Annotated in this window: 12 protein-coding genes; 5 read left to right on the plus strand and 7 right to left on the minus strand. The window is 62.9% G+C overall.

From position 1 onward, the window contains the following. Positions 1-196 precede the first annotated feature (196 nt). Entirely contained in the window at positions 197-1,114 is a 918-nt protein-coding gene (locus tag ACZYHG_RS05265) for a helix-turn-helix domain-containing protein (protein ID WP_464612852.1), read from the minus strand. A gap of 251 nt (positions 1,115-1,365) precedes the next feature. Between ACZYHG_RS05265 and ACZYHG_RS05270 the strand changes: the two genes are divergently transcribed. Beyond that, entirely contained in the window at positions 1,366-2,769 is a 1,404-nt protein-coding gene (locus ACZYHG_RS05270; protein WP_464612853.1) for an MATE family efflux transporter, read from the plus strand. A 22-nt stretch (positions 2,770-2,791) separates the two neighbouring features. Here ACZYHG_RS05270 and ACZYHG_RS05275 read toward each other — a convergent pair whose 3' ends face one another. The 6 genes from ACZYHG_RS05275 to speB all read right to left on the minus strand — a co-directional run bounded on the left by ACZYHG_RS05275 (position 2,792) and on the right by speB (position 7,501). Beyond that, a complete protein-coding gene (locus ACZYHG_RS05275) occupies positions 2,792-3,169 on the minus strand; it encodes a c-type cytochrome (RefSeq protein ID WP_464612854.1) in 378 nt (125 codons plus the stop codon). A 124-nt stretch (positions 3,170-3,293) separates the two neighbouring features. Next, positions 3,294-4,157 (minus strand): dienelactone hydrolase family protein, encoded by an 864-nt coding sequence (locus ACZYHG_RS05280; RefSeq protein ID WP_464612855.1) that lies wholly within the window; start codon positions 4,155-4,157, stop codon positions 3,294-3,296. Between the two features lie 83 nt (positions 4,158-4,240). Beyond that, positions 4,241-4,888, minus strand: coding sequence for an amino acid ABC transporter permease (locus ACZYHG_RS05285; protein ID WP_464612856.1), 648 nt, complete (start codon positions 4,886-4,888; stop codon positions 4,241-4,243). Beyond that, complete coding sequence (locus ACZYHG_RS05290) at positions 4,885-5,541, minus strand: amino acid ABC transporter permease (protein ID WP_464612857.1); 657 nt, start codon at positions 5,539-5,541, stop codon at positions 4,885-4,887. The genes ACZYHG_RS05285 and ACZYHG_RS05290 overlap by 4 nt, the downstream gene beginning before the upstream one ends. A 6-nt stretch (positions 5,542-5,547) precedes the next feature. Next, a complete protein-coding gene (locus ACZYHG_RS05295; RefSeq protein ID WP_464612858.1) occupies positions 5,548-6,357 on the minus strand; it encodes a transporter substrate-binding domain-containing protein in 810 nt (269 codons plus the stop codon). An 82-nt stretch (positions 6,358-6,439) separates the two neighbouring features. Next, positions 6,440-7,501: an agmatinase gene (gene speB / locus ACZYHG_RS05300; RefSeq protein ID WP_464612859.1), complete on the minus strand. Its 1,062-nt coding sequence runs from the start codon at positions 7,499-7,501 to the stop codon at positions 6,440-6,442. Positions 7,502-7,709: 208 nt separating this feature from the next. On the opposite strand from speB, the gene gcvA reads away from it, so the two are divergent. The 4 genes from gcvA to ACZYHG_RS05320 all read left to right on the plus strand — a co-directional run bounded on the left by gcvA (position 7,710) and on the right by ACZYHG_RS05320 (position 13,207). After that, on the plus strand, positions 7,710-8,684 hold the full coding sequence (gcvA, locus tag ACZYHG_RS05305) for a transcriptional regulator GcvA (RefSeq protein WP_464612860.1): 975 nt from the start codon (positions 7,710-7,712) through the stop codon (positions 8,682-8,684). Between the two features lie 116 nt (positions 8,685-8,800). Beyond that, a complete protein-coding gene (gene pncB / locus ACZYHG_RS05310; protein WP_464612861.1) occupies positions 8,801-10,105 on the plus strand; it encodes a nicotinate phosphoribosyltransferase in 1,305 nt (434 codons plus the stop codon). Between the two features lie 196 nt (positions 10,106-10,301). Next, positions 10,302-11,738, plus strand: coding sequence for a hypothetical protein (locus tag ACZYHG_RS05315; protein ID WP_464612862.1), 1,437 nt, complete (start codon positions 10,302-10,304; stop codon positions 11,736-11,738). 164 nt (positions 11,739-11,902) lie between these two features. Further along, entirely contained in the window at positions 11,903-13,207 is a 1,305-nt protein-coding gene (locus ACZYHG_RS05320; protein ID WP_464612863.1) for an ABC transporter substrate-binding protein, read from the plus strand. The last annotated feature ends 100 nt before the right edge of the window (positions 13,208-13,307 follow it).

Below are 13,307 nucleotides of genomic sequence, written 5' to 3' on the forward strand. Positions count from 1 at the left end.
GGGTCTGCGATCCTCACCATCGCCCGAGTGACATGCCACCCATCGCCAAAATGAGCAGTTGCGACGGGTCATGCTAGAAGCCCCGTTGCAGCAGACCTGTACTTTTATGCATTGTGCGGCGCAAAAACCGGCGCCCGCTTGCGATGCTTGTCACCTGAGTATCGATCGACGCCGAGATGGGAACTTCAGGGTGCACTTATGCGCGCAATGTCAGCCGCTGCCGCGACAGTCGGCGATAGGACGACGGCGTCATCTTATGCTTGCGCATGAAGGCGCGGTTGAAGTTCGAGATGTTCATGTAGCCGACCTGGAAACAGATCTCGGTGATCGGAATATCCGTGTCCGCCAGCAGCTTGCAGGCCTGCCAGAGCCGGAGCTTGGCGAGGTGGTCGCTGAAGGAGTTACCGGTGTTCTTCTGGAAGAAGCGCGAGAACGTGCTCTCGCTCATGCCAGCGAGTTCGGCCATCTCGGGTAGCTTCAGATCCTCGGCGAAATGCTGAAACAGATAGGTCAGCGTGCGCTGGATGATATCGAGCGAGGCGGCGTCGAGAAGCGGCGAAAAGTCCGGCGACGACAAGAGCTCGTATTCGTCGGTCTTGGCCAGGAGGTCGACCAGTTCGAGAAACAGGCAGAGGCGGGCAAGCCCATGCACCGCCCCCATCCGCTGCATCAGCGCGGCGCCTTCCAGCGCTGTGTCGCCGTGAAAAACCATGCCGCGCAGCGAGCGCCCGAGGAACGGCTCCAGTTCGCGCAATTCCGGCAACAGGCCCGCCGAGCCGCGAAGCCTCTGCGCATCGAACTGCAGGACGATGTCACGGCCTTCGATCAGCTCTCCTGGCTGCACCGCGGTGACCCAATCATGCGGCAGCCCGCCGCCGACGATGGTCAGGTAGCCCGGCCCGAACTCGCCGATATGATCGCCGACCAGCACCACGCCAGAGGATTTCCGGAGCAGATGGATTTCGTATTCTGGATGGAAATTCCAGACATTGCGCTCCCAGGGGTAGTCGTCGAGCCGCCACAGAAAGCTGTCACTGGCTTCGGTGACGATATGTTCGAAGGCTGGTGCGGTGCGCGGGATCGCGGCCGTGTTTTTTCGCTGTCTGAACGCCATCCATTCCTCCCGGCGGGTTCGCTGGCTGCCAGTCTCCAAGGCAATCCGTAACAGTCCGCGCCCGGCAAGGGAACGACCCAGTGGCACCTCTGGAATGACGCTGGCTCAATCGGTGCCCGCTCCTCCTCCCTTGCCTTCATGTCGCGTTTCGTCCAAAAGCTGACGCAAACGCCGCGAAACCGAAGGTTTTGCCGTTTGATACGCGGCTTCCGGCGCTTTGCCGACGTGCCGTATCTGGAAAGAGCGGAACAATGTCTGCGATCGAAGCCGGCGCTCGCGCGCCGGAAAACCTTTGGCGTCAGGAAATCAGGGCGACGCTGGCGCTGGCCTGGCCGATGGTGCTGACCAATCTCGGCCAGACCGCGATGACGGCCACCGACGTCATGATGATGGGGCGGCTTGGGGCGGATACGCTGGCCAGCGGTGCGTTGGATGCCAACCTCTATTTCATGCCGCTGATCTTCGGCCTCGGCCTGATGCTGGCAACGTCACCGATGATCGCCACCGAACTCGGCCGTCGCCGTCATTCGGTGCGCGACCTGCGCCGCACCGTGCGCCAGGGCCTGTGGCTGGCAATCTTGATCTCGATCCCGATCTGGCTCGTGCTCTGGCACGGCGAGGCTATTTTGTTGGCGATGGGCCAGGAACCGGCATTGGCGCACCAGGCCGGCATCTATCTGCGCTGGCTCGAATGGGCGGTGCTGCCTTTCTATGGCTATATCGTGCTGCGATCGTTCATCTCCGCGCTGGAGCGGCCGGGCTGGGCGTTGATCATCGTCTTCGTCGCGGTCGCCTGCAACGTGCTCTTCAACTGGGTGTTCATGTTCGGCAATCTCGGATTTCCGGCAATGGGTATCGCCGGCTCGGGTCTGGCGACCTCGCTGTCCAGCATGCTGATGTTTGTCGGCATGGCCGTTGTGGTGATGCGGGAGAAGAAATTCCGGCGCTATCGCTTGTTCGGCCGCTTCTGGCGGTCCGACTGGCCGCGCTTCAAGGGGCTGCTGCGGCTCGGACTGCCGATTGCCGGCATCCTTGCTTTCGAGGTGACGATTTTCAACGCGGCAGCGCTGCTAATGGGCCTGATCGATGCGGCTTCGCTGGCCGCGCACGCGATCGCCATCCAGATCGCCTCGATCTCCTTCATGGTGCCGCTTGGCCTCAACCAGGCGGTGACCGTGCGCGTCGGTCTCGCGCATGGCGCCGGCAATCCGGAAGGTGTGTCGCGTGCCGGCTGGACGGCCTTTGTTATCGGCGTCTCGTTCATGGCGCTGATGGGGCTGGTGATGATCCTGTGGCCGCATCTGTTGATCAGCGCCTTCATCGATATGACCAACCCGGCCAACGCCAGGGTGATCGCGCTTGCCGTGTCGTTCCTGGCCTTTGCCGCCCTGTTCCAGGTGTTCGACGGTGCGCAAGCGGTTGCCGCCGGCATGCTGCGCGGCCTGCACGACACCAAGGTGCCGATGATCTATGCCGCGATCGGCTATTGGGGCGTCGGCCTGCCGCTCGGCGTGCTGCTCGCCTTCCATTTCGGCTTCCACGGCGTCGGCATCTGGATGGGCCTGTCGACAGGACTGGCCGTGGTGGCGGCGTTGCTCTTGGCGCGCTGGCTGCGGCGCGACCGGATCGCGCCGTCACTGGCGTTCGGGCATTGACGCGGGAAATACCGCTCGCACTTCATTCATACTGCCCGGACGGATGGGATCTGAGATAGGCGATGATATCCGCGCGGATCTGCGGATCGCCTATCGAGATGCCCATCCGCGTCCCGGGCAGCAACCGACCGGGTCCGGACAGCCACCAGTCGAGCAGCTTTTCCGACCAGATGAATTGCCCCTGGCGCAAAGCCTGGCTGTTTTGAAAGCCGGCAACGGACCCTACGCGTCTGCCGTAGACATCGCCAAGGCGAGGGCCGAAGCGGTTCTGTGTGATCGAGTGACAGCTCGTGCAACGCTCCTCGAAATACCCACGCCCGCTGGCAGCATCTCCCTTGGACGCGGCGGCAGATGCCGCCCGCGCAACGGTCAATGCTGGTGAAGCGATTGTGAGCAGCAAGGCTCCAAACGCGAAACTGCGGGCAAAGAGAGAAGACAAAGCCATAGTGTCGACCTTAAATATGAGGGTTTATCACGTTATATAACGTGATAAACCCTCATATTTAATCCGTCAAGTGCACCGCCTACTGCTTCAACACAGCCAGGAAATCGGGCACGTCCTTGAGCGCCGCCGCACGAGCGGCCGGATTGAGGCCTGCATGCGCAACACCGTCGTCATTGGCGGTGAAGGCCAGCCCATGCAGTTCGTGAAGCTTCTGCGCCTCATTGTCGAAATCATGATAGGCGCCGGGGTAGAGGATGAGCTTCACGCCATCGGGGTTGGCGGCAGCCAGCGTTTTGCACGGCTTGGCCGGTGTCCAGTCATCCGCTTCGCCCATCACAATCAGCAGCGGCATACGCGTCGCCCAATCGCCCTTGTCGGCCAGGGCAGTGCAACCCGGGTAGAACGCGACCGCGGCGCGAAAGTCCGGCGAATCCGGCTTCGGCGTGTCCTTCGGACGGACCGTGTAAAGCACGGTTGAGCCGCCATTCGACCAGCCAAGCAAGGCGATGGCATCGGGCTTCACATAGGGCAGCGTCTGCAGATAGCGGCGGGCGGCGTTGGCATCCTCCACCCGCTCGCGATACGGTTCGACCTCCCGGTCGCCGTTCTTGCATTGCGGTCCAAGGTCGCGGGACCCGTAGCTGTCCGGAAAGATCACGACATAGCCGAGAGCCGCCAGGCGCTGGCCCCAATCGGCATGGCGCGGGCTGAGCTTGGTTCCGTCCTTGCTGCTCCACAGGCCACTGCAGCCATGCATGGCCACAACAGCCGGAAACGGCCCCTGCCCTTGCGGCTTGAACAGCACTGCGTCCAGCGTCGCCGGCTCGTTCTTGCCGTCGGCCGGGATGCTGATGCTGTGGGGGGTCTGATCAGCTGCTAAAACCGGCTGGCCTGTCCAAAGGGCGAACAGGACCGCAAGAGCGACACGATATTTCGCCTGCATCGGCAAACCGCCCTCTTCGTCGAAAAGCCGTGACGCTCACAGTGACGCGCATGCCAGCCAACCACAAATCACGGTTGCGTGGCTTAGCGGGCAGCCGCTCGTCTCTCCAGCGAACGCGCATATTGCGTCAGCGGGAAGCACATGACGAAGAAGATCAGCGCCACCAGCCCATAGACCTTGAACGGTTCAAAGGTGGCGTTGTTGATGGCGTTGGAGGTGCGCACCAGCTCCTCGAAGCCGATGATCGAGGTCAGCGCCGTCGATTTGATGAGCTGCACCAGGAAGCCGACCGTCGGCGCGCGGGTGATCGAGAACGCCTGCGGCAGGATGATCAGCCTCAATTCCTGAAGATAGTGCAGGCCGAGGCTGGCGCCGGCGTCCCATTGGCCACGCGGCAAGGCGTCGACGCCTGAGCGCCAGATCTCGGCGAGATAGGCGCTGGCGAAGAAGGTGAGGCCGAGTACGGCGGCCGTCCATGGCTCGATGCGCAGGCCCAGCATTGGCAGGCCGAAGAACATCAGGAACAGCTGCATCAGCAACGGCGTTCCCTGGAACAGGGCGATGTAGCCGGAGGCAACGCGCCGGCTCCATTTATTCTTGGATATCCTGAAAAACAGTACCGCCATTCCGACCACCGCACCGCCGACGAAGGCGGCCAGCGACAACAGCACCGTCCAGCGGGCGGCCAGCAGAAGATTGCGAACGATGTCCCAGAGCGTGAACTCGATCATGACACGCCAGCTCCGAGCGCGCGGCGTCCGCCGGTGACCAGAAGCCGGCGCAAGGCCATCGACAAAGCGAGGTAGACCAGCGTCACGACGAAATAGGTCTCGAAGGAGCGGAAGGTGCGCGCCTGCAGCATGTCGGCCTCGTAGGTCAGTTCGCGTACCGCGATCTGCGAGACCACGGCGGACTCCAGCATCATGATGACGATCTGGCTGGTCAGCGCCGGATAGATGATCTTCAGCGCCTGCGGCAGCACGATCTTGATGAACACCTGCCGTGGCCGCAGCCCAAGAGCAAGGGCTGCTTCCGTCTGCCCCGGGGGCACCGCGTCGAGCCCGGCGCCGACGATCTCGACCGTATAGGCCGCCATGTTGAGCGTCATCGCCAGCATGGCGGCCAGGATCGGATCGAGCCTGATGCCGAGGCTGGGCAGGCCGAAGAAGATGAAGAACAGCTGCACCAGAAACGGCGTGTTGCGCATCACCTCGACATAGATGGCGATGGCCCGCTTGAGCAGCACAGGGCCGTTTCGCCGCCCCGCGGCGCCGAGGATGCTGAGCAGCGTTCCCGCCAGCGTTGTCACGACGATCAGCAGGACCGTCGTGGCCGCGCCGTGCGCGATATCGCCCAAGGCACCCGGGAGCCAGGCAAAAGCCACGGAAACTCAATCCTTGAGGTTGTCGGGGTTGAGCGGCGTCTTCAGCCAGGCTTTGGAGCTTTCATCCAGCTTGCCGTCGGCCAGCATTTTGGCGACGGCATCGTTGACCGCCTTCTTGAGAGCATCCTCGTTCTTGTTGAGACCGATATGCGAAGGCGAGGTCAGAAGCTGGAATTTCTGCTCCGGCTTCAGCGCATCCTGCTTGGCCAGCACCTGGGCGCCGACATCGTTGCCGACGACCATCAGCTGGGTCTGGCCGGAGATGAAGGCCTGGATCACCGAATTGTAGTTGTCGAAGCGCTTGATGTCGGCCGAAGCGGGCGCGGCCTCGGTGAGCGAGGTGTCCTCGAGCGTGCCGCGATTGACGGCGATCGATTTGTCGGCAAGGTCTTCCTTGCCCTTGACCGTCATTGCCGCCGGTCCGATCACTGCGATGTAGTAAGGCGCGTAGGCGGCAGCGAAGTCGATGACCTGCTCGCGCTCCTTCGAGTAGCCGACGCTCATCAATATGTCGACGCGATGGTCGTTCAGATACGGGATGCGGTTCTGGCCGGTGACGGCGACCGGGTTCAGCTTCACCTTGAGCGTGTCGGCGATATACTGCGCGACGTCCATGTCATAGCCCTTGAGGCTCATATCGGCGCTGGCCGAGGAGAAGGGCGGAAAGTCGGCGAAGACGCCGACATTGATGGTGCCGGCTTTGGTGATATCAGCCAGCGCGTCGGCGTTGGCGGCCTGTGTGGCGAAGCCTAAGCCAGTGGCGCCCAGCACCAGGACAGCGGCGATGGAGGATCTGAGTGTCGAGTGGATCGTCATTGGTATTCCCCTTCTGGAAGCTTTTGATTGTTTGAGGCCGCCGCCGGCTCCAGCACGGCGGCCGCCTTTGCTACTTTGAATGTCAGGCTCCCTTGCCTGTGATTGCCGGGCTGAACACCATCAGGCTCAGGATTTCGAACAGCACCTGTGCCGCGGCATGGGCCGTGTTGGTGGTGGCGTCATATTGCGGCGCCACCTCGACGACGTCGCCGCCGACGATGTTGAGCCCTTTGAGGCCGCGCAGCAGTTCGAGCACTTCGCGCGTGGTCAGACCGCCGACTTCCGGCGTGCCGGTGCCGGGGGCAAAGGCCGGGTCGACGCTGTCTATGTCGAACGAGATGTAGGTCGGGCCATCGCCAACGATCTTGCGCGCCTTTTCGATGATGGCGGGGATGCCGAGACCGGTCACCTCCTCGGCATGGACCACGGTCATCCCTGACTCGTAGGTGAACTCCCAAAGATATTCGGCCGAACCACGGATGCCGATCTGGATGGTGCGCGTCGGGTCGAGCACGCCGTCGAGCACCGCGTTGCGGAACGGCCCGCCGTGGTGGAACTTGGTCATGTCGAACAGGCCGCTGGTGTCGCAATGGGCGTCGATGTGGATGAGGCCGACCGGCGCCTTCTTGCCGACGGCCTTCAGGATCGGGTGGCTGATCGAATGGTCGCCGCCGACCGACAACGGGATGACGCCGGCATCGACGATCTGGTTGGTGCGGCGCTCGATATCCTCATGGCTGATTTCCAGCCGGTAGCGGCTGCGGAACGGCGTGTCGCCGATATCGGCGACCCGAAGCTCATGCGTCGGCGCGCATTCCAGCACATGGTTGTAGGGGCCGATGCGCTCGATGGCGCGCAGCGCCCGTGGTCCAAAGCGCGAGCCCGGCCGGTTGGTGACGCCGAGGTCCATCGGCACGCCGATGATGGCCACCTGGAGGTCTCCGAAATCGGGATTCTCAGCCGCGATTTCGCGGTAGGGCGCGGCGAGGAAGGTCGGGATGCCGGAATAGGGCGCGAGTCTCGTGCCGCTCTTGGAGAAGATCTTGTCGGCGACCTTGCGGAACTTCGGGTCGAACATCTCGCCGCCATGGCTCTCGCCATACTTGCGACGCAACGCGTCGAGCTTGCCGCGATCGTAACCCATAGTCGTCCTCCTCGATTAACGCGGCCTTGCCATCGATGGCCTAGACGAACCGACCGTCATCCGGCCGGGTCGCTGTCCCGCTGGCTGCCTGCAGATTTCACGTCTTGATGCTTGTTCCGGGCTGAAGTGTCCGGCAGCCGCATTGAAAAATCAATTGATATTGTTAGGGTGTTTTCTGTGAGAAAATCTCACAAAGAAGTGGAGCACCATGGCCAAGCGCCTGCCACCCCTGAACCCACTGCGCGCCTTCGAGGCTACGGCGCGCCATGGCTCGCTGACCAAGGCCGCGGGTGAGCTGAATGTCACGCATGGCGCCATCAGCCACCAGATCAAGGCACTGGAGCAATCGCTCGGGGTCAAGCTGTTCGAGCGTGTCGGCCAGCGGGTCAAACTGACGCCGCATGGCGCGGAGCTGTTGCCGGCGGTGTCGACCGCCTTCGATGGCATCGCCGCCGCCACGCAGCGGCTGACACGGCCGGCAAGCAGCGGTGCGCTTTCGGTGTCCTGCGTGCCGGCATTGCTGCTTTTGTGGATGACGCCGAGGCTCGGCAGTTTCACCGCGCAATATCCCGACATCCAGCTGACCCTCATCCCCTCCAACGATCCCAGGGATATCCGCGCGCCGCATATCGATGTCTGCGTGCACTATGGCAATGGCAGCTGGGCCGATTGCTGGATGCGGAAATGGTCGGGCCTCGAACTGTTTCCCGTGGTCAGCCCGACCTTGATCAACAACCGGCCGATCCGCAGCATCAGGGATCTCGCCGACCATGTCTTCCTGCATGGCGATGACGGCCGCGAATGGCACACCTGGCTGGCGACCGCCGATGCACTGGATCTCGAGCGCGGCCGGCGCCATTATCTGGGTGACGCCCGCATGGCGACCGAGGCCGCCGTGCACGGCCATGGCGTGGCGCTGGGTGACTCCGTGACGGCAAGCGCGTTGCTGGCCAGGGGCATGCTGGTCGCGCCGTTCAGCCTGTCGGTGCCGGCGGTCGATGAATTCTATATCGTCTGCCGCAACGAAATGCGGACCACGCCGATCGTGCAGGTGTTCATCGACTGGCTGTTTGCCGAGAAGGCCGGGGATGACGGCCGCGCCGACGCTCCGGTCGCTGGCCGCATCATCAGCCGCCGCAAGCGTCCGCAACTCAGGGTCATCGGCGCCAAGGCGGCTTCTTGACGCTGGACTGGAGTGGTTCCTTTTTGTCGGGCCAGCCCGCAAAGCGGGAGGCGCTTTCAAAAATTCAATGCTAAGAGGCATTTGCGGGGAGCGAGCAGCGAAGGCGGCATCGAGATATGGCAAAGACCGATATTGCGCGGCGCGTCTACAACCACACCTGGAAGCTCGACCCGATCGTGCGCAGTTTGCTCGACACGGATTTCTACAAGCTTTTGATGCTGCAGATGATCTGGGGCATGTACCCTAAGGTCGAAACCACCTTCTCGCTGATCAACCGCACCACTTCGGTGCGTCTTGCCGACGAGATCGACGAAGGCGAATTGCGCGAACAGCTTGACCATGCCCGTACCTTGCGCTTCTCCAAGAAGGAGATGATCTGGCTGGGCGGTAACAATTTCTACGGCCGCAAGCAGATCTTCGAGCCAGAATTCCTGGCCTGGCTGGAAGGCTTCCGGCTGCCTGACTACGAGCTGTCCAAGCGCGACGGCCAGTATGAGCTGACCTTCAGCGGCCCCTGGATGTACACCACGCTGTGGGAGATTCCCGCACTCGCCATCATCAACGAATTGCGCTCGCGGGCGGCCATGCGGGCCTTCGGGCCCTTCGCGCTCGATGTGCTCTATGCCCGCGCCAAGGCCAAGATGTGGGCGAAGACCGAGCGGCTGAAGGCGCTGCCCGGCATCCGCATTTCCGACTTCGGTACCCGCAGGCGCCACTCCTTCCTGTGGCAGCGCTGGTGCGTCGAGTCTCTCAAGGAAGGCATTGGCGAAGCCTTCACCGGCACCTCCAATGTGCTGCTGGCCATGGACAACGACCTCGAAGCGCTCGGCACCAACGCGCATGAACTGCCGATGGTGTTCGCGGCACTTGCCAATTCGGAGAAGGAGCTGAAACAGTCGCCCTACAAGGTGCTTCAGGACTGGCAGCGCTATTATGGCGGCAACCTTTTGATCGTGCTGCCCGACGCTTTCGGCACCGCCTCCTTCCTGCGCGATGCGCCGGACTGGGTGGCCAACTGGACCGGTTTCCGTCCCGACAGTGCACCGCCCATCGAAGGCGGCGAAAAAATCATCGACTGGTGGCGCGAGAAGGGCAAGGACCCCAGGCAGAAGCTGCTGATCTTCTCCGACGGGCTCGAGGTCGAGACGATCGAGGAGACCTACCGCCACTTCAAGGGCAAGGTGCGCATGTCGTTCGGCTGGGGCACCAATCTGACCAATGATTTCGAAGGCTGCGCGCCGATCGAAACCAACAGTCTCGACGCCATATCGCTGGTCTGCAAGGTCACCGAGGCCAATGGCAGGCCGGCGGTGAAGCTCTCCGACAACCCCGCCAAGGCGACGGGGGATCCGGAAGAGATCGAACGGTATATCAGGATTTTCGGCCAGAAGGACCGCGTGGAGCAACTGGTCAAGGTCTAAGAGTGGCGGGCTACCGGCATCGCCATACGAGACAGCAAAGTTGGATAGGCTGAGTTCCTTGGCGCCCCCCTCTGTCCTGCCGGACATCTCCCCCTCAAGGGGGGAGATTGGCAGTTTCTCTGCCGGCGCTTCCCTTGCGACACTGGAGATTGGCGAAGGCGAAAATGACAGCATGATCTCCCCCCTTGAGGGGGAGATGTCCGGCAGGACAGAGGGGGGCACCGTAGAGTGCCGTCTCCACCGGTTAGCTTTCGGCATTGCATCGTTGGCCCCCCTCCCCACCCCCGCCTTCGCTCATGCTTCCGACCGCGGCCACGTCCTGCTCCTCCCGACCGGCTACTACCTGATCGGCGGCGCGTTCGCCGTGGCCGTCAGCTTCCTCGTGCTGGCGCTACTGCCTGCGGCTTCCCTTGACCATTTCTGGCGCCGACGCCTGCCGCTTTTCGCCTTTGGCGACAGCTTCCGCACGGTCATCAGCCTGGTATCCTTTGCCGGCTTTGCAATTCTCATTGCCGCCGGCCTGTTCGGCAGCCGCGACCCGCTTTCCAACCCGCTGCCGCTGGTGATCTGGACACTGCTGTGGGCCGGCCTCACACTGTTGCAAGGCGTCTTCGGCGACCTATGGTCCTGGCTCAACCCATGGTACGGGCCGTGGCGGCTCGCCTCGCGCCTGTTCAGCGCAGGCGACAAAGGAGCACGGCGCCTCCCCGTATGGGTCGGCTGCTGGCCGGCGGTCATCCTGTTTTTTGCTTTTGCCTGGTTCGAGCTGATCGATCCGGCACCCGACGATCCGGCACGGCTCGCCTTCGCCGCCGCCCTCTACTGGCTGATCACCTTCCTCGCCATGCTGGTGTTCGGCTATCCCCAGTGGAGCCGCGGCGGCGAGTTCCTGACGGTCTTCTTCTTGATGGTGGCGCGTTTCGCGCCGGTCGAACGCGACGAGAGAGGCCGCCTTGCACTATGCTGGCCGGGCGCCAAGCTGCTGGCGGCGGAACCATTGCCGCCCAGCGGCATCGCCTTTCTCCTATTGGCCTTGTCCTCGGTGTCCTTCGATGGCCTGTCGAAAACCTTCTTCTGGCTGGGCCTGTTCGGCGTCAATCCGCTCGAATTCCCGGGCCGCACCGCAGTGATCGGCAGCGGCACGTTCGGGCTCGTTTTGACGTTCGTGCTGCTTGCAGGAGTGTTCCTTGTCGCCGTTTGGCTTGGCCAGCGCCTGGCCGGCAGCGATCAGCCGCTCGCCCGGGCAGCCGGCCTTCTGGTCTGGTCGATCGTGCCGATCGCGCTCGCTTACCATGTCGCGCACTATCTGACGGCGCTGCTCGTCGACGGGCAGTATGCGCTTGCCTCCCTGTCCGACCCGTTCGCGCTGGGCTGGAACCTGTTCGGCACCGCCGACATGCAGGTCGAGGCCGGCATCGTCGCCGGCGCGGAGTCTGCCTGGTGGCTGTGGAACATCCAGGCCGGAGCCATCATCCTTGGCCACGTGCTCGCCGTCCTCGTCGCCCACGGCTTTGCCTGGCGCCTGCATCCTCAACCGGCCCGTGCCGCGCTCAGCCAGTTGCCACTCACGCTGCTGATGATTGCCTACACGGTCTTCGGCCTCTGGCTGCTCGCCACGCCGACAGTCGGCTGAGCCCTTTTGTGCTGGAAAAATAAACCGGCATTCCCATGGGGAACCGGCATTGCCGTGTCCCGACTTTGGTGATTTAGTTTGTACACATGCGATTTTGGCCCTCTGCGAGGAGTGGTCAACTCCGCTACAGCCATTGGTCAAAACTCAAAAACAGGGGAACTGCCGTGACTGACAAGAATGGGTTTTTCGATCTCAGCAAAACCAGCCTCACCCGCCGCACGGCGCTGAAGGGTCTGGCCGCGGGCGCCGGCCTTGCTGTCGCGCCAGGCTTCGTCCGCTATTCCCAGGCGCAGAGCTCAGCGCCAATCAAGATCGGCTTCCAGTCGCACCGCACCGGCATCGGTGCCGCCTATGGCCGCTGGTACGAGAAGACCACCGCCGCCGCGGTCAAGGCGATCAACGCCGCCGGCGGCATCAATGGCCGTCAGGTCGAGGTCATCATCGAGGATGACGGCACCGATCCCGGCCGAGGCGCGGAAGTGGTCGGCAAGTTCGCCACCCAGCACAAGACCGACATTGTCTTCGGCACGCTGTTCTCGCATGTCGTCATCGGCTCGGCGCCGGCCGCGGGCGAAAACAAGATGCCCTATTTCGTCGTCAGCGAAGGCCACCACGTCGCCTCGACCAAGCTCAATCGCTACGTCTTCCAGCCCGGCATCACCGATGTGAAGAGCCAGATCCAGTCGATGGCGCCGTGGATCGCGGCCAATGCCGGCAAGAAGGTGACGCAGATCTTCCCCGATTTCGCCTTCGGCTACGACCACCGCGACTACCTGCCGCCGGCACTGAAGGTACAAGGCGCCGAGGTCATCGCCCAGATCGCCATCCCGCCGACGGAATCGTCCTTCACCAAATATTTCCCGCAGATCCCGCCCGAGACGGAGGTGATCTACCACGTCATGGTCGGCCCGGCCGTGCTCACCTTCGTCAAGGAACTCGGCGAGTTCTACGGCTCCAACCGGCCACAGCTGTTCGGCTTCATCGATTCGCTCGAAGCCACCGACATCAACAGCCCGGGCCTGGAATTTTTGGACGGCAGCCATTTCTGGGAAGGTTCGCCACGCTACGCGCAAGCCGATGATTCCGAGGCGCAAAAGGCCTATCGCGCCGCCGTCGGCATCGACGACAATGGCGCGGCTGTCGGCGACCCCAAGGATGTCTCCACCGCCGCGCACATGTTCGGCTGCTGGGAGACACTCTATGTCGTCAAGAAGGCGATGGAAGATGCCGGCTACAAGGGGCCGGAAGACCGCGCCAAGCTGGTCGAGGCGACCGAAGCGCTGACCGCCTTCGCCGAAGGCCCGGAGCATCCGCAAGGCGCCAAAACCTTCAACGGCAAGATCCACCAGTGCTTCGGCATCCAGAACATCTCCAAGGTCGAGGGCGGCAAGCTGAAGGTCGTCCACAAGACAAAGATCGAGGACGGGCTTTACGAGGCCGAAGGGGATTACACGACGCAGGCGCTTTAGGCTCATTCAAGTCAGCGTGAGCGCCAAGGCACCCCCCTCTGTCCTGCCGGACATCTCCCCCTCAAGGGGGGAGATCGGCAGTTTCAATGCTTCGCCCGCT

Source organism: Mesorhizobium subarcticum (assembly GCF_055456085.1).